This is a genomic window from Arthrobacter sp. 05T442 (assembly GCF_056395945.1).
Genome location: NZ_JBFTKM010000002.1, coordinates 306,483 through 324,393, shown reverse-complemented (window position 1 = coordinate 324,393; position 17,911 = coordinate 306,483). Strand labels below are relative to the sequence as shown.

Here is a 17,911-nt window from a genome sequence, read left to right as displayed (position 1 = left end):
TGGTGATTCCCTCATCCAGTTCGGCTGCACCGTCGTAGTCGGCGAGGACCGGGGCCAAGGTGCGAAGGCGGGGGAAGTCCTTGGGCGGCAGACGGTGCAGGCCCAGGCGCAGAAGGGCTTCGTTTTCCTCCGGGTCGACGACGAATTCCTGCAGCTCGTTGAGGATGTGACCGTACAGGTATCCGTAGTAAGCGCGGTAGACGTGCAGGGCGTCCGTGGGGGCGAATCCGGCGTCGATCAGCAGGGACAGGATCTGCTCCAGCGGCCGAAGCGTCCCCAGCGGCCTCAGGCCCAGGGGTGTCGACAAGGGGCGGGTCACAAGCAGCGGCACGACGTTGGGGTGCCGGAGGGCCAGGAGCCGCAAATCATGGGCGATACGGCGCAGCTGCGCCTGCCAGTCAGGGTCGTCGGGAAAGATCGCCAGTTCGTTCAGGACCAGTTCCGTCACGCCGTCCAGCAGCGCCGCGCGGTTCGCCGCGTAGCGGTACAGGCTCATGGGATCCCGCCCGAGTGCCTGCCCGAGACGGCGCATGGTGAGAGCCTCGAGTCCTTCGGCATCCACGAGGGCCAGGGCGGCGGCCAGCACGAGATCGCGGCTGAGCCGCTGCTTCGTGCCCGGGGCCCCGGCGGACGCCGGATTCTCTGTGCGCGGCATGGGGTCCGTTCAGGTCGGTGCGGACAATCCGCATATCCATAAAAATAGAAAGGTTGCTTAATATGTAGTCTACGCCTACGGTCTACATTGTAGGAACGTTTGTTCGACAGGTCTCCCCGGCACCGGGGTTTCCGGCCCAGCAACGGTTCATCCCCGGATCTGCATTGCTGCACCGGTCCGGGAACCTGCTTCAGCGCCGCGTGCACGGCCTTGAGGCTTCAGCTGCTGTAGCCACACGGCGGCACCGAATGCACCGAGCGGAAACGAGCCTCCCATGGCAGATTCGCAGTACGACCAGTTCCTTCGGGAAGCCACCACCCGCGACCCGGAAGCCGATTGCGCTCTCGGGCGCAACCGTCTCTACGGCCTCTACATCAGCTGGTGTTTCCTGGCCCAAGCGGCGCCCCACCCGGAGGAAGCCTTCTGGGCGGCCATGAAGAAGAAACGCATCCGGCCGGCACGCACCGGGCTGCGCATGAAAGGCCCGGCGGCCGCGGACTACATCCTGGCAAGCTACCCGGGCCTGGTCTGATCCGGATGTCGACGTCCCACACGTACCTACCCCGCGATGCCCACCAGCCCCGCGGCCGGCGCCTTTGGTGCGCCGAATGCGACACCGACCGGTACCTCCGCGTGGACTCCGTCACCACCTTGAACGCGCAGCAGCAAACACTGGCCGCCGCCATCACCTGCACGAAGTGCCGCGGCTCGCGTGTCCTGGCGACCACCGCGGCCTTCGTCGCGGCAGTCCCGGGACGGAACCATGACGACGGCGACGTCGTGTACCGTGACGCCACGTACGTCCACTGCCAGGAGCCCATGTCCCGCGCGGATCCCGAGGTTCGGGGCGTGCACTGGCCGGATTCCACTAAAGCCGGATCTACGGAGTTCCTGAGCGTGTACCTCCGGAGCCGGGTTCTGCGGTGCCGGTGCGGATACCAGGTGGAAATACCCCACTAGTGGCAGGCGGCCTCCAATTCGGCTCTGCAGTCAACCAAGACGGAGACATCGTGACCAACAACGACAACGCACACCCAGCCGCACACCCGGCAGCACCCGGGGGACGGCCGAGCCTGAACGACCTTGACCTGTCCCCTCAAGGACTCGCGGACGCTCCCGCGAGCGAAACTGACCCCGACAGCCTCGTTTACGCCGGCAACAGCTGAGCAGCTGCGTCCGTTCGGGCGGCCATGCCGCCAAGGGGATGACATGGTCCCCCAGCCCCCATCCATGTCCGCGCCAGCAATTCAACACCCGGGTTTGTGCCCCGGTGCCCGCTCCAGTTCGGGAAAGGTGCGCGGACGTAATACCGTTCTGCGAGGACGAAGTTGCAATGCACGTGCAAGGGTGCGGACGGTTACGAGAATAGGAGTGAAGGCATGCTGGAGCAAAGGACATTTGGGGACACAGCTTTGGACGTCTCCATCGTGGGGCTCGGTGCCGGCCAGATTGGCGAGAGTGATGTCACCGAGGCGGAAGCCGCCGATGTGCTCAACGGAGCATTGGATCTCGGCGTTACGTTGATCGATACCGCCGCCAGCTACGGGTTGAGCGAAGAGCGTATCGGCCGGCACATCGGTCGACGTCGGGGCGAGTTCGTGCTATCAACCAAAGGCGGGCCTAAGATCAACGGCCAACGGGACTGGTCGCCGGGCGGCGTGTTGGCAAGTATCGAGCGCTCCTTGCGGTTGACCCGGTCGGAACGGATCGACATCTTTTATTTGCACTCTTGCCCGATGGAGATTCTGCGGCGTGGTGATCTGCAGGACACCCTTGACCAGGCCGTCGCCGCAGGCAAGATCGGTGTCGCCGGCTACAGCGGAGACAATGAGCCCCTCGCATTCGCTGTGGATTCCGGCCGGTTCGGTGCCATCGAAACAAGCGTCAACATCGCTGACCAGTGGAATCTCCGAAACGTCCTCCGGCGGCGGCCCGAACTGGGGGTGATCGCCAAGCGCCCGATCGCGAACGCGCCGTGGCGGTTCGTCGAGCGACCGACCGGGAACTACGCTGAACTCTATTGGGAACGGCTTCAGGCCCTCCAGCTTGACCCAGGCGACCTGGACTGGGCAGAGTTCGCCTTGCGCTTCACGGTGTACGCAGCCGGTGTGCACACGGCAATTGTCGGCACGGCCAAACTGGCCCACCTGCGCCAGAACATCACGGCCGCCAGCCGAGGACCCCTTGACGCTGCGGCTTTGGAGGGCATCGACCGGGCTTGGCGCGACGTCGGCTCCGAGTGGCCGGCTTCGACCTAACGGCCAGGGCCTTGAAGATGCCCCCAGAAGGTGCCGCGGTTTGGGACCGGCATTTGGGACGCGCCTGGCTAGCGGCTGCTCACCTGGCCGAACAGCTTCGCGATTGGTGCGAGCACGATCGGGCGGGCGGCGGACCACCCGGCCGCCGTGATGGCGATGGCGGCCGCGAAGAGCCAGAATCCCATCCAGTTCACGACGTCAGTGCCGCCGAACATGTGGTTCAGGTTGCGCAGCGCTCCGGTCGCAAACACCAGGAACACGTGGATGAGGATGAACAGCACGAAAAACAGCATCGTCGGGAAGTGAATCGCGCGGGCAACCTCCACCGGGTAGGCCTTGTTCAGCGTCTTCGCGTTCTTCGGCCAGAACTCGCTCATGCGCACACCCGTGATCGCCGCGAGCGGGGCCGCGATGAACACCACGAGGAAGTACATGAGCTGCTGCAGGCTGTTGTAGTTCACCCAGCCCGTCTCAACGGGCCAGTCCAGTGTCATGTACTGCAGCAGCGCGGAGAGTGCGTTCGGCACCACCGCCCAGCTGGTCGGGACGATCCGCATCCAGCGGCCGGAGGCAAACAACAGCACCGCAAAGATGAGTCCGTTGGCCAGCCATAAAATGTCGAGCGACTGATGCAGCCACAGGTTGATGCTGATCTTCTTGCCACCGCGCTTCGGTGTCCAGAACGCCGGCGGCTTCTGCTGGGTTCGCACCTGGTAGCCGGAGCGAATGATCAGCACCATCAGGAAGATGTTCAGGAAGTGCGCCCACTGCGCCCACCACGGGAAGCCGGCCTCGGCCGTCTCGGGCAGATCATACGTTCCGGGGTACCTCCTAAGAAACTCCGGTACGCCCGGCAGCGTCGTTACACCGCGCGCGGCGAGCACAAGAATCCCGGCGGCGGCCACGGCGGCGAGCGCGAGGAGCACGACGAGCTTGATCCACTGACCCAGGGTGCGCGAACCGTAGAGCCTCGCCTCGGCCTTTGGCCTTAAGGGCTGTTCAGCCGCGACGGACGACGGTTCCACCGCCACCGCTGCCGGTATCGGGGCAGCGGGGACGGCGAGTGTACTTGCGGCGGAAACTGGTGCCTCCACCTTGGCAACGGGCTCGACCACGATGGCAGCCGGGGCAGGGGCCTGGGCGAAGTGTTCAGGACCTACGTGCACCGCAGGGGCGGAAGCGGCCGCCGGAGCAGCAGCGGCTGACGGAGCAAGTCCGGCTGGCGGCCACGGTTCACCATCGTGGACACGGGGGAGCCCGCGACGAAGCGAAGTGGTCCCCGCCGTCGGCGTGGCCGGAGCCGTGGCTGGTGCGGTGATCGGAGCAGCTGCCGACGACGTCGCTGCCGGCACTGCGTGCGCAGGCGCAGCAGCATCCGCGGCCGGCGCCGGCGTGGCGCCTGCCGCGGCAATCCCGGACAGGGCCGACACTGATGCCGAAACCTCGTCCGCTGGCGGCCAAGGGCCGCCGCCCGGCACCCGCGGCAGGCCGCGGCGGAGCTGCCGCGACACCGCGGCGCCTGCGTTCGCTGCCGGGACCGGGGCGGACACTGCGGCACCTGGTACCGTTTCCTCGGCAGCAGCGGGGGCGGAGGCCGTGGCGGCCGCTGGCGCGGCGGTGGCCGGTTCCACCCCGGGAACAGGCACCAGCCGGGTGGCCGCTCCTTCTGCCGCTGCGGCCGTGACAATGCGTGCGGGCGCCTGCCCTGCTGCAGGCCAGGGGTCACCACCTTCGACGCGCGGCAGGCCCCGCCGAATGGACCGAGACTGAGGTGCCATCGCTACTTCTTCCGGGCCTCAAGTGCGCTGATCAGCTGGGGTACAACCTTGAAGAGGTCGCCGACCACACCAAAGTCGGCGATCTCGAAGATCGGCGCGTCCCCATCCTTGTTGATGGCGACGATCGTCTTCGCGGTCTGCATGCCGGCCCGGTGTTGGATCGCCCCGGAAATGCCCAGCGCGATGTACAACTGTGACGACACGGAAACCCCGGTCTGGCCGACCTGATGCGACTGCGGAATGTAGCCTGCATCCACCGCCGCACGCGAAGCACCCACCGCAGCACCGAGTGCATCGGCAAGCTGTCCCACGAGGGCGAACTGTTCCTCCGACCCGAGGCCGCGGCCACCCGCGACAACTTTCGCGGCACCGCGCAGCTCCGGCCGGGAGGTGGCGAGAACTTCCTCGTCGAACGAGTCGATCCGCGCGCCCGGCTTCCCGGAAGGCGTCACTGCCAAGGTTTCCGACGCCTCCGGCTGAGCCGCAGCACGCGCATCGATGGAGCCCTGGCGAACGGTGATGACCGGCGGCCCAAACGTGGACGTTGACGTCACGTCGTAAGCACCGCCGTAGACGGAGTGGTGGGCCACGACGCCCTCGTCATCACGTGACACACCGACCGCGTCGGCGGAAACCGCTGCACGCGAACGGGCAGCGTAACGGCCAGCGAGGTCGCGCCCATTCAGGGAATGCGAGATCAGGATCGCATCCGGCTGCACCTGCTCCACAGCGGCGGCAAGCGCGTCCACGCCCGGCACTCCGAGCGCGGACGGGTCCGGAGTCTCTGCGACCAGTACGCGCGCGGCACCAAGGGCCGCTGCCTCCGCGGCGGCGGCGTTCCCGGCGCCGGGTGAGGCAAGTACCAACGCAATTGGCGTGCCAACTGCAGCGGCAGCGCCGAAGAGTCCGGCCGCAGCCCTCTCGAGTTCACCGGAAGCACGGGCTTCCACGGCGACCAGGATTGCGTCATGAGGGAATTCAGTCATGTCGTTTCTCCCTAAGCCAGTCGGTTTTCGATAAGGAACTCAGCGAGCTTCTCGCCCGCATCACCCTCGTCAGTGATCTTGACGCCCGCCGCGCGCGGGGGCTTCTCTGCAACGGTCAGCATGATCGAACGCGCGGCGTCCGGGCTGTCGGCCGTGATCCCGAGGTCTGCGAGGCTAAGCGTCTCAAGGGGCTTCTTCTTCGCGGCCATAATTCCTTTAAAGTTCGGGAAGCGCGGCCCGGGGAGCGCCTCGGTAATGGAAATCACCGCGGGCAGGTTCGCTGATACCTTCTGGACGCCGGACTCGACGACCCTGGTGCCGGACACCCCGCCGTCGCTGATCTCCACGGAGCTGAGGCCGGTAGCAAGCGGCACGTCAAGCAATTCTGCGAGCATCGCGGGGATCATGCCGCCGGATCCATCGGTGGAGACGTTGCCAGTGATCACAAGGTCAAACTCAACACGACGGATCGCTGCCGCGAGGGTTTCAGCGGTCAGGCCAAGATCGGCACCCCGCAGCGCCTCGTCACAAATGTGGGTGGCGCTCCCCGCGCCCATCGCAAGCCCCTTGCGTATGGTTGCCGTCGCACCCTCGGGGGCGAGGGAGAGAACTGCGACCTCTGCGCCCTCATTCGCGTCGGCGTAGGTCAGTGCCAGCTCTAAGGCCCGTTCACCGATCTCATCAATGACTGTCTCGCTGGCTTCGCGATCGGCGAGGCCCGTTTCAAGGTTCAGTTTTCGGTCCCCGTAGGTGTCGGGGACCTCCTTTACTAGGACGATAATCTTCATCGATGGCTCTTCCTGTGGCGGGCTTGCCTCAATGGAGGAGACATGCCGAATCTCCATAGAGTCTACAAAGCGGGGAGCTTCCTGGCGGACAGGGCCCGTGTGGCGAATTGAAGTGCCTTCGCCAGGCTGAGTTCCGATGGATGGAATACTGGGGAAATGACGCTCGCTGAACTGGAACTGCCCACCGGCCCATTCACGTTACGGAAAGCTGAAGCATCCGATGTTGGGTCGATCGTTGGGCTTCTGGCGGCGGACCAGCTCAGAGCCTCTGTCGACTCGACGGCGATCGAGGACCGGCCTCCCTACCATCGTGCTTTTCAGACGATTGACGCTGATCCTGCCCAGTTACTTGTCGCGGTCGTCACGACCCAAATGAAGTGGTTGCAACCATGCAGCTGACATTCATTCCCGGACTCGCGCGAGCGGGAGCTACGCGAATGCAGATTGAAGCGGTGCGCGTCCGGTCCGACCTTCGGAGCGGCGGCCTTGGAGGGGCGATGATCACGTGGGCGATCGCAGAAGGGCGCCGACGCGGCGCAAAACTGGTCCAGCTCACGTCTGACGGGTCCAGGGTCGCAGCGCACCGGTTCTACGAGCGTCTTGGCTTCGAAGCGTCGCACGTGGGCTTCAAACTCTCCCTCTGAGTGCTCCGCTCGGACCCATCACCGACCTGCCCTCCTGGGAGGTCCTTTGTCATGACGACTCGGGGCCAGGACCCCAAACCGTGGGCACGTTCGTTTTGGACGATCTGCTTCAGACCGCCCGACCACTGGTGTTCGGGCACCGGTCGGAACCCCAGGCGGGCGTAGTAGGGGGCGTTCCATGGGACGCTTTCGAAGGTTGTCAGGGTCATTCCCCGGAGTCCGCGAGCCGCCGCCCAGAGTGCCGCGTGGTCAATGAGTTTCCGGCCAAGCCCCTGCCGGGCATAGCGCGGGTGGACGCTCACTTGTTCAATATGGGCAAGCTGCTCGACCACTTCAACCAAGATGTAAGCCACTGCCTGGTCGCCGGAATCGGCGGCAACCCATGCCCTGGCGTCCTGCTGATAGATGGCCAGGGCTTCCACGCTGGGCGGCGCATCATCAGCGATCGCTCCCATACCGAGGATCCGGAATGCTTCGCCGGCTGCGACTTCGATGTCGCGCATCTTCGGAAGGTCCGCTGGTTTTGCTTCCCTGATCATCCGGCCGCGGCCGTGATGACGAGGCTGACGCTGTGGCCGCCGAAGCCGAAGGCGTTCGTCATGGCGGCGGTGGCCCCTGTGCAGGTGATTGACTCCGGGCTGATGTTGAGTCCGATAGCGGGATCCGGATTTTCCAGGTTCAAAGTTCCCGGGAGCAGCCCGGCGCGGAGCGCCTGGAGGGTGACGATGGCCCCGAGTGCCCCGGCCCCGCCAAGCATGTGTCCGGTCATGGATTTTGTCGAGGTTACGGGCACCTGGTCTCCGACCGTCGCGGCAATTGCGCCCGCCTCGAGACGGTCACCGAGCGGAGTCGAGGTGGCGTGGGCATGGACGAACCCGATATCGGTTCCGGTGAGGGAAGCCGCCGCCAAAGCTTTGTGCATGACGCGGCGCTGCATGGTGGGGTCGGCCGCGACGATGTCGTGGGCATCGGAAGTGACCGCCGCCCCGGCTATCCTGCCGAATATTTCCGCATGGCGGGCGCGCGCGAAGTCTTCTCGCTCGAGCACGAGGATTCCGGCACCTTCGGCGATCACGAAGCCGTCGCGGTCCCGGTCGAAGGGCCGGGAAATCTCTTCCGGAGGGCGGTTGCTGGTGGAGAGGGCACGGATCTGGGCGAAGCCGCTGATGGTGAGGTCGTTGATGCAGGCGTCCACGCCGCCGGCAATGACGACGTCGGCGGCGCCGGTCCTGATCATCTCGGCACCTTGGGCGATGGCTTCGGCCCCTGAGGCGCAGGCGCTGACCGGGGTCCGGGCCCCTCCCCGTGCACCCACGTCAATGGATATCCACGCGGCGGGTCCATTCGTCATGATCTGTGTGAGAGTGTGCGGTGACACCCGCCGGGGTCCGCCGGTGTCCAGGGCGCGTGTCTGGTCCACGACTGTTCCGAGGCCTCCGTAACCGGAGCCCACGACGACGGCGACGCGTTCGGGATCGGTCTCCGGCCGGCCTGCCTGCGTCCATGCCTCCCGCGCCGCGATCAGCGCGAGGTGCCCGCAGCGGTCCATCCTGCGGAATTCCCTGGTAGTCAGCAGGGTGCGGGGGTCCGCACTGACGCGTCCCGCCACCCGGACAGGCAGTTCTTGTGCCCACGGATCATCGAGCCGGGTGATCCCGGACCGTCCCTCGAGCAGGGCGCCCCACGCCTGTGCGACGGTTGACCCTACCGGAGTCACGGCACCCATCCCCGTCACGACTACTGCCACGGTTTTTTCGGACACAGAAACCACTTTCTTCCAGATGGACAAGACGTCCGGCCCGGGCCTGCGATCACCGGAAGCGGGCCGCACCGTACCCTACAGGGGTTCGGAGCAGCCCGGCGACCGGACTGCTGTGTTGGGGCGCGGGATGTCGGTCCCTGGAAGCGGCCGGGTAAAGCATTGAACGCGCCCGGTCCGCCGCGCCCGGGGTTGGGTGTCTGCCGGCCGGCCCGGCTAGACTCGCACGCTGGGGAAAGAACGCCAAGGCCGCCGGCAGCCTGATCCGGACCGGCGGCGCAATCTCAACCGGAAAAGTGAATCTGCGAACGTGACTTTGAAGACTATTGCCCGACCCTTGACCGCAGCCGCCCTCTTCGCCGCCCTGGCACTGACCGCCTGCTCGGCGCCGCAAGCCGGCAGCGCGCCGTCGTCCGCGGCCGCCAGCAGCCCCGCGCCTTCCTCCGCCTCGCCGACCGACACCAATTCCTCCGGGCCGAACGGCGGCTTCCCCACAGCGGCCGAAGCCTGCGCCAAGATTTCTGAACAGGCTACGGGCGCCACGCTCCTGCCGCTTTCGGCGGCCCAGGGCAAGACGGCTGAACTGGAGCAGGCCAAGGCCGAGCTTGCCCGGACGGCCGAGATGGTCCCGGACAGCGTCAAGGCCGACTTCACCAAGCTCAGCCAGGTAGCTGTCGCCGGGGTGAAGGACCAGACCATCTTCTCCAGCGGAAAACTCCAGGCTGCCATGGCCCCCGTGCAGAACTGGCTTGCGGCCAACTGCAAGTAGTCCGGCAGCCGGTACCGGCCTGCCGCTGAAAATGCAGACCCGGAGCCCGCGTTTCAACAGTTGCGGGCTTCCCGGCGCCACTCGGACACCTTGACGGTGGCAGGGGCTAGGGTTGTGTCAAAGAGAAGGGGGAGTGCCTTATGGAATACCAGAATTCTCAACCCGTTCCCGGGCCCGAGGCAGGGCTGCGCGCCGTCGCGCCGGTCGGCAGCGGGCGGACCGTTATTTCCGAAGCCGCCGTCGCCAAGGTCGCGGGCATCGCCGCCCGCTCAGTCCCGGGCGTCTATTCGCTGGGATCCGGCCCGTCGCGGGCCTTGGGAGCCATCCGCGACGCGGTCGGCAGTTCCGACCACGCCGCCGGCGTCCGCGCGGAAGTCGGCGAAACGCAGGTGGCTGTGGACATTGAACTCATTGCGGTCTACGGCGCGCCCCTGCACGCACTGGCTGACCAGATCCGTGCCGCTGTCTATGCCGCGGTGGAGGAGCTCGTGGGGCTCCAGGTCATTGAAGTCAATATCGAAATCAATGATGTTTATGTGCCGGGCCCGGCCAAGCCCGCCGCGTCCGTTGAGGCCCGGCCTGCGAGGGAGGCAGTCCTGTGAATCTGACCGTTGTGGGGATCGCCGTGGGCGCCTTCGTGGCTTTCATGTCCTTCCAGTTTGGCGCGTGGGGTTTCCTCGGCGCGTTGCTGTTCATGGGCGTCGGCGCCCTGCTTGGCCGAGCCGCGGAAGGGAAACTTGACCTGCGCAGCGTGCTCGATGCCATCACAGGCCGGCGTTCCTCCTCATGACCGGGACAGCGGCCGCGCCGGTCCGTGGCGTCGCGATGGCTGGACACAACCGGATCAGCACCCAGGCCCTGACGAGTGTGGCCCGGGCTGCCGCAGGGGAGGCCCTCGGCGTCCCGGCGCAGGATGTGCGTGCCGAATGGTCGGACGACGACGGTTTGCTGGCCCTATCCCTTGTCACCCCCATCACCGTTCCGTCGCTGACCGCCGTCCTTCGCGACCCGGGGCGGGTCGCCGGGTTCGGCGGCTCCATCTGGGACCGGGCCGTCGCGGCCAAGGCTGATATTCTGCGCCGCGTGACCGAGTTGAGCGGCGCGCAGCTGAGCCGCGTGGACATCCGCATCAGCGGCGCGAGCGTGCGGGAAGGAGGGCGGGTGCGGTGACCCGCGAGACCGACGTCGATTCCGCAAGCCCCGGTTCCGCCGCCTACGGCTCCGTTGTACAAAAAGGCGCCGCAGACCCCGGTTTCGGCGCAGCAGGCATGGAAGGGATCCTCAAACGCGAGACGCACTCCTCTAGGGCCGTTGCCTCTGTGATTGCGGCCGTACTGGTCATTGTCTTCTGCGGCTACGCCCTCCTGGAAACTGCCGTCCGGGCGATCGGGCAGCCGCCGTGGCTCATCGACCCGGAAACCGCCGCGGAGCGGATTGTCGCGCTCCCGGACGGCATTCCGCCGCTCCTGCTCACCGTCACCGGCGCGGTAATGGCCATGGCCGGATTGTTCTTTCTTCTCAATGCCGTGCTGCCGGGCCGCAGGGCCCGCCACTTGTTACGCGACCGCCGGGCCGCCGTCGTGGTCGATGACGAGGTCATTGCCTCCGCCCTGGCGCGCAGGGCACGCCTGGCCGCAAACGTGACACAACAGCAGGTCATGGTGATCGTCTCGAAGCGTCAGGTGCTCGTAAACGTCCGGCCGACCTCCGGCGTGCCGCTGCGCGCAGAAACCGTTCTCGCGGCCGTGCGCCGGGAGCTGGAGGAGATGGGGCCCTCGCCCATGCCGGACGTCAGGATCAATGTGGCCACGTCAGGGGTGATCGGCGCTTGAACAACACACCCCGGCTCCTCAACCGCATCCTGATCGGCATCCTTGGCATCAATCTCCTCGCCGTCGGTGTCCTCCTGGCCCTGCTTGCGGACGTGCCCGCCGTCGCCGCGTGGTGGCGGGACTGGGCCGGCGGCGTCTGGAGCATGTGGCGCGGATTCTTCGAGCGCACCCGTTTCCCGGGCAGCCAGGAGAGCTGGTTGTGGCTCGGCATTGCCTTGGTGCTGCTGCTGGTCATCGGCGCGATGGTGGCGTGGGTCGCCCAGCAGGGCAAGGGCCGGGCCAACCTGCTCGTGGCCGAGGAGGACCCAGGCGACGTGCCCGGCAATGTCAGGATCGGCGGCGGCGTGGCGGAACAGGCGCTCCGCGCGGCGCTCGCCGACCGTCCCGACCTCGCCGGAGCCTCGGTGGCCACCTACGAGATCCGGGGGGAGCCGTGCCTGAGGATTCGGGTCCAGCCCCGCCAGGGCGTGGCTCCCCATATCCTGGCGGCAGAACTCTCCGCCCTCGTCGAAGCGCTCGATGCGGTGATCGGCAAGCGTACTCCGGTGCTCATCCATATCGGTTCGGGGGCCCGTTCCCGTTTCGGCAGGGCCGAACGGGTCCGCTGACGCCGCGGCCCCGGCGCCCCCTCCATTCTCCGTTGCATAAACGTTTCATGTAAACGCTTGCATTCGCCACCGCCTGTTGATTAGGGTGATGGTCACCACACCAACTGCACCGCCGATTTTCACCGGTACTCAGCGAGGAGACCCCACAGTATGAAAACCCCTAAGTTCCTGCTTCCTGTCGCAGCGGCAGGCGTTCTAGCCCTTACCCTTTCGGCCTGCAGCGGCGGAGGAGGCGGAACGACCGGCGGTAGCGACGGCGGCGACGCCGCGCAGGGCCTCGACGGCCGCGGCCCCATCACGTACGTCCAGGGCAAGGACAACAGCAACGTCGTCCGCCCGCTCATTGAGAAGTGGAACGCCGCCCACCCGAACGAGAAGGTCACGTTCAAGGAGCAGACCGACCAGGCCGACCAGCAGCACGACGACCTCGTCCAGAACTTCCAGGCCAAGAACGCCAACTACGACGTCGTCAGCGTGGACGTTGTCTGGACCGCCGAGTTTGCCGCCAAGGGCTGGCTGCAGCCGCTCAAGGACAAGATGGCCATAGACACCTCGGGGATGCTGAAGCCGACGCTTGACGCGGCTTCCTACAAGGGCACGCTTTACGCGGCTCCCGAGTCCTCCGACGGCGGCATCCTGTACTACCGCAAGGACCTCGTCCCCACGGCGCCCAAGACGTGGGACGAGATGATGAGCATGTGCTCGATCGCCAAGACCAACAACATGGGCTGCTACTCGGGCCAGTTCTCCAAGTACGAAGGTCTCACCGTCAACGCTTCCGAGGCCATCAACTCCTCCGGCGGCTCGGTCCTGGATAAGGACGGCAAGCCCAGCCTGAACACGCCGGAAGCCAAGAGCGGCCTGGAGAACCTCGCCAAGGCCTACGCCGATGGCAACATCCCGAAGGAGGCCATCACCTACAAGGAAGAGGACTCCCGCCAGGCTTTCCAGGACGGGAAGCTCCTGTTCCTGCGCAACTGGCCCTACGTCTACAACCTGGCCACCACCGAAGGCTCCTCCAAGGTCAAGGACGTACTCGGCATGACCGCCCTTCCCGGCAAGTCCGGCCCGGGCGCATCCTCGCTCGGCGGCCACAGCGCCGGCATGAGCGTCTACTCGAAGAACAAGGCCACGGCCGCGGACTTCCTGAAGTTCCTCACCACTGAAGAAACCCAGAAGTTCTTCGCTACGCAGGGGTCCTTGGCTCCGGTGCTGACCAAGCTCTACGACGATCAGGAACTCGTCGCCAAGCTCCCGTACCTGCCGGTCCTGAAGACCTCCATCGAGAACGCCGTCCCGCGCCCGGTGACCCCGTTCTACCCGGCCGTCACCAAGGCCATCCAGGAAAACGCATACTCGGCCATCAAGGGCGAGAAGGCAGTCGACGCAGCGCTGTCTGACATGCAGAAATCCATCGAAACTGCCACTGCAGGAAAGTAACCAAAGCCATGGCAACCGAATTGGGCCCGACGCCGGTCAAGACACCGGCGTCGGGCGGTACCCCGATCCACCACGCGCCTAAGGGTGTTGGCGAGGACAACCGGATAGCAAGCCAGGGCCGCTGGGCATCCTGGCTGCTTGCCCCCACCATCGTCGCCCTCGGTGTTGTGATCGTTTACCCGATCATCAGCGCCATCGTCATGTCCTTCCAGGCGGACGCCGGCCTTGACCCCGTTACAGGGCTCTTCACGGCCGGCGGCCCCGCCGGATTCTCCAACTACGTCAACTGGATCGCACAGCAATGTGCAGCCGGGGGCGGCGGTACGATCGCCTGCCCGCCCGGAACCCTGGGTTCCCAGTTCTGGTCCGCCACCGCCACCACGTTCTTCTTCACAATCGTCACCGTGACCCTGGAGACCGTGCTCGGCTTCTGGATGGCACTCATCATGGCCCGGACCTTCAAGGGCCGCAGTGCCGTGCGCGCCGCTGTCCTGGTTCCGTGGGCCATCCCCACGGCCGTCACCGCCAAGCTGTGGTTCTTCATCTTTGCCTTTGAAGGCATCGCCAACAAGCTGTTCAACACCACGATCCTGTGGACGGGCAGCGAGTGGCCGGCCAAGTGGGCCGTCATCATCGCCGATGTCTGGAAGACGACGCCGTTCATGGCACTGTTGATCCTGGCAGGCCTGCAGATGATTCCCGCGGAAGTCTACGAAGCCGCTAAGGTCGACGGTGCCAGCGCCTGGCAGCGGTTCCGGATGATAACCCTTCCGCTGGTCAAGCCGGCGCTCATGGTGGCCATCCTCTTCCGTACCCTGGACGCCCTGCGCATGTTCGACCTTCCGTACATCCTCACGGGCGGGGCGAACAACACCACCACGCTGTCCATCCTCGTGATCAACCAGATCCGACAAGGGTTCAACGCGGCGGCGGCTCTGTCCACCCTCACGTTCATCATCATCTTCCTTGTCGCGTTCATCTTTGTCCGCTTCCTGGGCGCAAACGTCGTCGAGCAGCAGACCGGCACCGGTAAGGGGAAGAAATGACCGCCGCAGCAACCCAACTCCGGGCACAGCAGGACCGTGGCCGCAAGGCTGCCCAGAACCGCGAGAAGTGGGCCCAGGGCCGCACGTACGTCAGTGCAGCCGTGATCCTGATTTGGTGCCTGGCTCCGGCCTACTGGATGGTGGTGACGGCATTCAGGGAAGTCGGCTTCACTTACGACACCTCGCTCCTGCCCACCCACGTCACGATGGAGAACTTCAACACCGCCTTCGACACCTCGTTCGGCAACCACTTCGGGCAGGCCCTGCTCAACAGTGTGTTCATCGGCCTGGTGGTGACCATCGTGTCGCTGCTGATCGGCGTGTTCGCCGCCTACGCCCTGGCACGATTGAGCTTCAGCGGTAAGTTCCTGGTCCTCGGGTTCATCCTGGGGGCCTCCATGTTCCCCGGCGTCGCCCTCATCACCCCGCTCTTCCAGCTGTTCACCAACATCGGCTGGATCGGCACCTACCAGGCGCTCATCATTCCGAACATTTCGTTCGTACTCCCGCTGACCGTGTACACGATGACGTCGTTCTTCCGCGAAATGCCGTGGGAGCTTGAGGAATCGGCGCGTGTGGACGGCTGCACCCAGGGACAGGCGTTCCGGAAGGTCATCATGCCTCTCGCGGCGCCTGCCATCTTCACGACGGCGATCCTGGCGTTCATCTCCTCCTGGAATGAGTTCCTGATCGCCAGCCAGCTGTCGAACGACAAAACCCAGCCGGTCACGGTGGCAATTGCCAACTTCGCCGGAGCGCAGCCTATGCAGATCCCGTACACGGCCATCATGGCGGCCGGAACCATCGTCACCATTCCGTTGGTGATCCTGGTTCTGGTGTTCCAACGCAAGATCGTGGCCGGCCTCACCGCCGGCGCAGTCAAGTGACGCGGATCCAATGACAGCCAAGCCCGACTTCGGCCATGTTCGCCGCGAGCACCGCCGCGTGCGGTCCGGGGAGGATTTCGACATCATTATCGGATTCCTGGGCTTCTGGGCAGTGGTGCTGCTCGCAGTCACCGTCTGGTCGGAGGTGACCGCCCAGCCGGCCCTCGGCTGGGCGGCGGGTTTGCTGGCCACGCTGCTGGCCCTGTACGGAATGGTCAGGCTGCGTAGGCGCCTGCCGCGGAGGACGGCGACCCGACGCCGCTGACGCGGCACAGCTGAGGGCTGGAAAATCATTTATTCGGTTGCCCTGGGGAGGCGAGGCAGAGCCCTTCTGCTGACGGCCGACAGATCGGACAGCCGAAAAGGGGATACGGTGGCACGGACAACTGACAGGGCTCAACGGGGCGGCCACTCCGGAGTCAGCATCGACGATGTGGCCGCAGCCGCCGGGGTCTCCACGGCCACCGTGTCCCGGGCAGTGCGCGGACTGCCCAGGGTTTCCCCGGCTACACGGGAGAAGATCCTGGGCATCGCCGAATCCTTGGGCTACGTGGCCTCCTCCTCCGCATCGGGACTGGCCACCGGCCGCACCAAGACCATCGGCGTCCTGGCGCCCTTCGTCAGCCGCTGGTTCTTCTCCAAAGCCATCGAGGGCGCCGACCGGGAACTGCACTCCCGCCAATACAACCTCTCCCTGTTCAATCTGGGCGGCCACGGCAGCCACCGTGAGCGGCTTTTCAGCAAGACCATGGTCTACAAGCAGATCGATGCGCTGCTTGTCCTCTGTATGGCGCTGTCCCACGAGGAAATCGAACACCTGCAGAAAATCGATATCCCGCTCGTCATCGTGGGCGGACATGTCGAGGACTGCCCCTACATCGGCATTGACGACTACGCCGCGGCGGCCGCCGCCGTCCGCCACCTGATCGGCCTCGGACACACGGACATCGCCCTATTGCACGGCGACGACGAAACGGACCTGAACTTTGACGTTCCACGGGTCCGCATCCGGGCCTTCCAGGACGTGATGACTGAGGCTGGCCTGCCGGTCCGGCCCGAGTGGGACGTTTGGGGGGACTTCACCGTGCGCAGCGGCCAGGCAGCCTTCAACCGTCTCTGGGGCGTGGCCGGGGGGAAGCCAACCGCGATCTTCTGCGCCTCGGATGAGATGGCCATGGGCGTCATCTTTGAGGCCAACAAGGCCGGCGTGCGTGTCCCGGAGGACCTGTCGGTGATCGGAATCGATGACCACGACTTCTCGGAGGCCGTGGGGCTCACCACGGTCGGGCAGCGCCCTGATGAGCAGGCCGAGCTCGCCACCAAGATGCTCCTGGACGAACTCGACGGCATCGCCGGGGCGGTGCGCTCCGTCGTGGCGCCCCACCGGCTCATCGTCCGGAGAACGACGGCGCCGCCGCGCCTGATGTCTTCAGCCAGGCTGCAGGAGCCGGCCGGCCAGTCCTGAACGCCCGGCCAGCCCACGCCTGCGGGCCAGGAACGCGAGTCCCGGCTGCCGTTCAGGACGCGCGTGCCAGCTGCCGGATCGGGATCCAGCGGGAAGCCAGCCGTCGGTACGCTGCGGCTGCCCCCGTCATATCGCCTTCGGCCAGGCACTCAATGCCCAGCCGCACGTCCAGCGGGGAGTCATCCGGGTAAACCTTGTCGGCGACCGCGCCATAATCGAGTTCCACAACCGAATCCGGGTGGAACAACTCCAGCCACTCGGTGAGCTGGGTCAGGTCCTCGAGCATGTCCAGGTCGGGCGCGGCGATGGCCAGATGCGCCACCGCGTACCGCACCCGATCCAGCGCTTCGCTGATGCTGGCCCGGATGCGGACGGTGGCGATATGGCCCTCGGACTCCACGACGTCCGTGGGATCCGATTCCTGGAACAGGCAGAACCAGCTGAACGGGATGCCCCACGTGGAAGCGCGGGTGTGGACGCGGCTCACGCCCTCATGGGCGCGCACTTCGTCGATGCGTTCCTGGTGCTTGTCCCGTTGCTCCTCCGGGATCAGGAGCTGGGCCAGGGGCCCGTGGATCCCTTCCATGAGGGCATTTGCCGCCAGTCCGGCGCGCAGGACCAGCTGGCTGGGGCAGTACAGCAGCCGCTCGGGCTTCGCAGGGGCGGCGGGGCTGCCGGGATCGGCCGCGGACCCGTCAAGCGTGCTGATCTTGGCCGATGCGGGTTTCGCCGGTGCCGCGACAACGCGCACCAGATCCGTCCGTCCGGTGGGAAACGGGTCCCCGCCCGGGCGGGTGATGCGGCCCAGGGAGGCGAGCAGCTCGGCATTCTCCACGGCGGCTCGGGAGGCCGTTCCCGCGGCCACCGCCTTCAGGGCCTGCTGCTGGTCGGGGGCGAACGCGTCCAGGGGCTCATAGATCCGAAGCGCGGACGAGAACGGCAGTCCGGCCTGTCCGCGGTAGAGGTTTCCTGTCATCGGATCACGACGCTTCCCGG

24 protein-coding genes are annotated in these 17,911 nt (G+C 66.1%); 17 read left to right on the top strand and 7 right to left on the bottom strand.

From position 1 onward, the window contains the following. Positions 1 to 655 (bottom strand): TetR/AcrR family transcriptional regulator C-terminal domain-containing protein (locus tag AC1DES_RS04600; RefSeq protein WP_476894491.1); only part of this gene is annotated, 655 nt, incomplete at its 3' end. A gap of 274 nt (positions 656 to 929) precedes the next feature. Between AC1DES_RS04600 and AC1DES_RS04595 the strand changes: the two genes are divergently transcribed. The 4 genes from AC1DES_RS04595 (at position 930) to AC1DES_RS04580 (ending at position 2,913) form a co-directional block, all read left to right on the top strand. Then, complete coding sequence (locus AC1DES_RS04595) at positions 930 to 1,187, top strand: hypothetical protein (protein ID WP_476894490.1); 258 nt, start codon at positions 930 to 932, stop codon at positions 1,185 to 1,187. Between the two features lie 5 nt (positions 1,188 to 1,192). Beyond that, positions 1,193 to 1,615, top strand: coding sequence for a hypothetical protein (locus AC1DES_RS04590; RefSeq protein WP_476894489.1), 423 nt, complete (start codon positions 1,193 to 1,195; stop codon positions 1,613 to 1,615). A 50-nt stretch (positions 1,616 to 1,665) separates the two neighbouring features. After that, positions 1,666 to 1,821, top strand: a complete 156-nt coding sequence (locus AC1DES_RS04585; RefSeq protein WP_476894488.1) for a hypothetical protein — start codon at positions 1,666 to 1,668, stop codon at positions 1,819 to 1,821. A 246-nt stretch (positions 1,822 to 2,067) separates the two neighbouring features. Next, complete coding sequence (locus AC1DES_RS04580) at positions 2,068 to 2,913, top strand: aldo/keto reductase (RefSeq protein WP_476894487.1); 846 nt, start codon at positions 2,068 to 2,070, stop codon at positions 2,911 to 2,913. Between the two features lie 68 nt (positions 2,914 to 2,981). Here the strand turns inward: AC1DES_RS04580 and AC1DES_RS04575 are convergent, their stop codons facing one another. Genes AC1DES_RS04575 through AC1DES_RS04565 form a run of 3 tightly spaced genes read right to left on the bottom strand, consistent with a single transcriptional unit; the run spans position 2,982 to position 6,465 of the window. Beyond that, positions 2,982 to 4,691, bottom strand: coding sequence for a cytochrome b/b6 domain-containing protein (locus AC1DES_RS04575; RefSeq protein ID WP_476894486.1), 1,710 nt, complete (start codon positions 4,689 to 4,691; stop codon positions 2,982 to 2,984). 2 nt (positions 4,692 to 4,693) lie between these two features. Continuing rightward, positions 4,694 to 5,677 (bottom strand): electron transfer flavoprotein subunit alpha/FixB family protein, encoded by a 984-nt coding sequence (locus AC1DES_RS04570; RefSeq protein WP_476894485.1) that lies wholly within the window; start codon positions 5,675 to 5,677, stop codon positions 4,694 to 4,696. Between the two features lie 11 nt (positions 5,678 to 5,688). Then, entirely contained in the window at positions 5,689 to 6,465 is a 777-nt protein-coding gene (locus AC1DES_RS04565; RefSeq protein WP_476894484.1) for an electron transfer flavoprotein subunit beta/FixA family protein, read from the bottom strand. A 156-nt stretch (positions 6,466 to 6,621) separates the two neighbouring features. Here AC1DES_RS04565 and AC1DES_RS04560 point away from each other — a divergent pair, with 156 nt between their 5' ends. Together AC1DES_RS04560 and AC1DES_RS04555 are read left to right on the top strand one after the other, a co-directional pair. Continuing rightward, the gene (locus AC1DES_RS04560; RefSeq protein ID WP_476894483.1) at positions 6,622 to 6,864 is read left to right on the top strand and encodes a hypothetical protein; all 243 of its coding nucleotides are present in this window, start codon (positions 6,622 to 6,624) and stop codon (positions 6,862 to 6,864) included. Further along, positions 6,855 to 7,109 carry a GNAT family N-acetyltransferase gene (locus AC1DES_RS04555; RefSeq protein ID WP_476894482.1) on the top strand — a complete coding sequence of 85 codons (255 nt, stop codon included), beginning with the start codon at positions 6,855 to 6,857 and terminating at the stop codon, positions 7,107 to 7,109. Before AC1DES_RS04560 ends, AC1DES_RS04555 begins: the two co-directional genes overlap by 10 nt. On the opposite strand, the gene AC1DES_RS04550 is transcribed toward AC1DES_RS04555, so the two are convergent. Together AC1DES_RS04550 and AC1DES_RS04545 are read right to left on the bottom strand one after the other, a co-directional pair. After that, the gene (locus tag AC1DES_RS04550) at positions 7,055 to 7,612 is read right to left on the bottom strand and encodes a GNAT family N-acetyltransferase (RefSeq protein WP_476894481.1); all 558 of its coding nucleotides are present in this window, start codon (positions 7,610 to 7,612) and stop codon (positions 7,055 to 7,057) included. The genes AC1DES_RS04555 and AC1DES_RS04550 overlap by 55 nt on opposite strands. A gap of 32 nt (positions 7,613 to 7,644) precedes the next feature. Beyond that, positions 7,645 to 8,871 (bottom strand): beta-ketoacyl-[acyl-carrier-protein] synthase family protein, encoded by a 1,227-nt coding sequence (locus AC1DES_RS04545; protein WP_476894480.1) that lies wholly within the window; start codon positions 8,869 to 8,871, stop codon positions 7,645 to 7,647. A gap of 307 nt (positions 8,872 to 9,178) precedes the next feature. Between AC1DES_RS04545 and AC1DES_RS04540 the strand changes: the two genes are divergently transcribed. The 11 genes from AC1DES_RS04540 to AC1DES_RS04490 all read left to right on the top strand — a co-directional run bounded on the left by AC1DES_RS04540 (position 9,179) and on the right by AC1DES_RS04490 (position 16,915). Next, a complete protein-coding gene (locus AC1DES_RS04540) occupies positions 9,179 to 9,637 on the top strand; it encodes a hypothetical protein (protein ID WP_476894479.1) in 459 nt (152 codons plus the stop codon). A gap of 140 nt (positions 9,638 to 9,777) precedes the next feature. Then, entirely contained in the window at positions 9,778 to 10,239 is a 462-nt protein-coding gene (locus AC1DES_RS04535; protein ID WP_476894478.1) for an Asp23/Gls24 family envelope stress response protein, read from the top strand. Beyond that, positions 10,236 to 10,427, top strand: coding sequence for a hypothetical protein (locus tag AC1DES_RS04530; protein ID WP_476894477.1), 192 nt, complete (start codon positions 10,236 to 10,238; stop codon positions 10,425 to 10,427). The genes AC1DES_RS04535 and AC1DES_RS04530 overlap by 4 nt, the downstream gene beginning before the upstream one ends. Next, positions 10,424 to 10,807, top strand: coding sequence for a hypothetical protein (locus AC1DES_RS04525; RefSeq protein WP_476894476.1), 384 nt, complete (start codon positions 10,424 to 10,426; stop codon positions 10,805 to 10,807). The genes AC1DES_RS04530 and AC1DES_RS04525 overlap by 4 nt, the downstream gene beginning before the upstream one ends. Positions 10,808 to 10,905: 98 nt before the next feature. Then, positions 10,906 to 11,469, top strand: a complete 564-nt coding sequence (locus AC1DES_RS04520; protein ID WP_476894508.1) for a hypothetical protein — start codon at positions 10,906 to 10,908, stop codon at positions 11,467 to 11,469. After that, the gene (locus AC1DES_RS04515) at positions 11,466 to 12,077 is read left to right on the top strand and encodes a hypothetical protein (RefSeq protein WP_476894475.1); all 612 of its coding nucleotides are present in this window, start codon (positions 11,466 to 11,468) and stop codon (positions 12,075 to 12,077) included. The genes AC1DES_RS04520 and AC1DES_RS04515 overlap by 4 nt, the downstream gene beginning before the upstream one ends. A gap of 150 nt (positions 12,078 to 12,227) precedes the next feature. After that, positions 12,228 to 13,517 (top strand): ABC transporter substrate-binding protein, encoded by a 1,290-nt coding sequence (locus tag AC1DES_RS04510; protein WP_476894474.1) that lies wholly within the window; start codon positions 12,228 to 12,230, stop codon positions 13,515 to 13,517. An 8-nt stretch (positions 13,518 to 13,525) separates the two neighbouring features. Next, a complete protein-coding gene (locus tag AC1DES_RS04505) occupies positions 13,526 to 14,563 on the top strand; it encodes a carbohydrate ABC transporter permease (protein ID WP_476894473.1) in 1,038 nt (345 codons plus the stop codon). Further along, entirely contained in the window at positions 14,560 to 15,450 is an 891-nt protein-coding gene (locus AC1DES_RS04500) for a carbohydrate ABC transporter permease (RefSeq protein WP_476894472.1), read from the top strand. Before AC1DES_RS04505 ends, AC1DES_RS04500 begins: the two co-directional genes overlap by 4 nt. 10 nt (positions 15,451 to 15,460) lie before the next feature. Next, positions 15,461 to 15,715, top strand: a complete 255-nt coding sequence (locus AC1DES_RS04495) for a hypothetical protein (protein WP_476894471.1) — start codon at positions 15,461 to 15,463, stop codon at positions 15,713 to 15,715. Positions 15,716 to 15,823: 108 nt separating this feature from the next. Next, positions 15,824 to 16,915, top strand: coding sequence for a LacI family DNA-binding transcriptional regulator (locus AC1DES_RS04490; protein ID WP_476894470.1), 1,092 nt, complete (start codon positions 15,824 to 15,826; stop codon positions 16,913 to 16,915). 52 nt (positions 16,916 to 16,967) lie between these two features. On the opposite strand, the gene AC1DES_RS04485 is transcribed toward AC1DES_RS04490, so the two are convergent. Then, positions 16,968 to 17,891 (bottom strand): DUF8083 family protein, encoded by a 924-nt coding sequence (locus AC1DES_RS04485; RefSeq protein ID WP_476894469.1) that lies wholly within the window; start codon positions 17,889 to 17,891, stop codon positions 16,968 to 16,970. Positions 17,892 to 17,911: the final 20 nt, after the last annotated feature.

What these genes read in the sequence shown, in the direction of transcription:
- AC1DES_RS04575 (WP_476894486.1), bottom strand. Translation starts at nt 4,691, where the DNA reads ATGGCACCTCAGTCTCGGTCCATTCGGCGGGGCCTGCCGCGCGTCGAA.
- AC1DES_RS04570 (WP_476894485.1), bottom strand. Translation starts at nt 5,677, where the DNA reads ATGACTGAATTCCCTCATGACGCAATCCTGGTCGCCGTGGAAGCCCGT.
- AC1DES_RS04500 (WP_476894472.1), top strand. Translation starts at nt 14,560, where the DNA reads ATGACCGCCGCAGCAACCCAACTCCGGGCACAGCAGGACCGTGGCCGC.
- AC1DES_RS04485 (WP_476894469.1), bottom strand. Translation starts at nt 17,891, where the DNA reads ATGACAGGAAACCTCTACCGCGGACAGGCCGGACTGCCGTTCTCGTCC.
- AC1DES_RS04595 (WP_476894490.1), top strand. Translation starts at nt 930, where the DNA reads ATGGCAGATTCGCAGTACGACCAGTTCCTTCGGGAAGCCACCACCCGC.
- AC1DES_RS04520 (WP_476894508.1), top strand. Translation starts at nt 10,906, where the DNA reads ATGGAAGGGATCCTCAAACGCGAGACGCACTCCTCTAGGGCCGTTGCC.
- AC1DES_RS04525 (WP_476894476.1), top strand. Translation starts at nt 10,424, where the DNA reads ATGACCGGGACAGCGGCCGCGCCGGTCCGTGGCGTCGCGATGGCTGGA.
- AC1DES_RS04535 (WP_476894478.1), top strand. Translation starts at nt 9,778, where the DNA reads ATGGAATACCAGAATTCTCAACCCGTTCCCGGGCCCGAGGCAGGGCTG.
- AC1DES_RS04560 (WP_476894483.1), top strand. Translation starts at nt 6,622, where the DNA reads ATGACGCTCGCTGAACTGGAACTGCCCACCGGCCCATTCACGTTACGG.
- AC1DES_RS04505 (WP_476894473.1), top strand. Translation starts at nt 13,526, where the DNA reads ATGGCAACCGAATTGGGCCCGACGCCGGTCAAGACACCGGCGTCGGGC.
- AC1DES_RS04510 (WP_476894474.1), top strand. Translation starts at nt 12,228, where the DNA reads ATGAAAACCCCTAAGTTCCTGCTTCCTGTCGCAGCGGCAGGCGTTCTA.
- AC1DES_RS04550 (WP_476894481.1), bottom strand. Translation starts at nt 7,612, where the DNA reads ATGCGCGACATCGAAGTCGCAGCCGGCGAAGCATTCCGGATCCTCGGT.
- AC1DES_RS04495 (WP_476894471.1), top strand. Translation starts at nt 15,461, where the DNA reads ATGACAGCCAAGCCCGACTTCGGCCATGTTCGCCGCGAGCACCGCCGC.
- AC1DES_RS04555 (WP_476894482.1), top strand. Translation starts at nt 6,855, where the DNA reads ATGCAGCTGACATTCATTCCCGGACTCGCGCGAGCGGGAGCTACGCGA.
- AC1DES_RS04590 (WP_476894489.1), top strand. Translation starts at nt 1,193, where the DNA reads ATGTCGACGTCCCACACGTACCTACCCCGCGATGCCCACCAGCCCCGC.
- AC1DES_RS04565 (WP_476894484.1), bottom strand. Translation starts at nt 6,465, where the DNA reads ATGAAGATTATCGTCCTAGTAAAGGAGGTCCCCGACACCTACGGGGAC.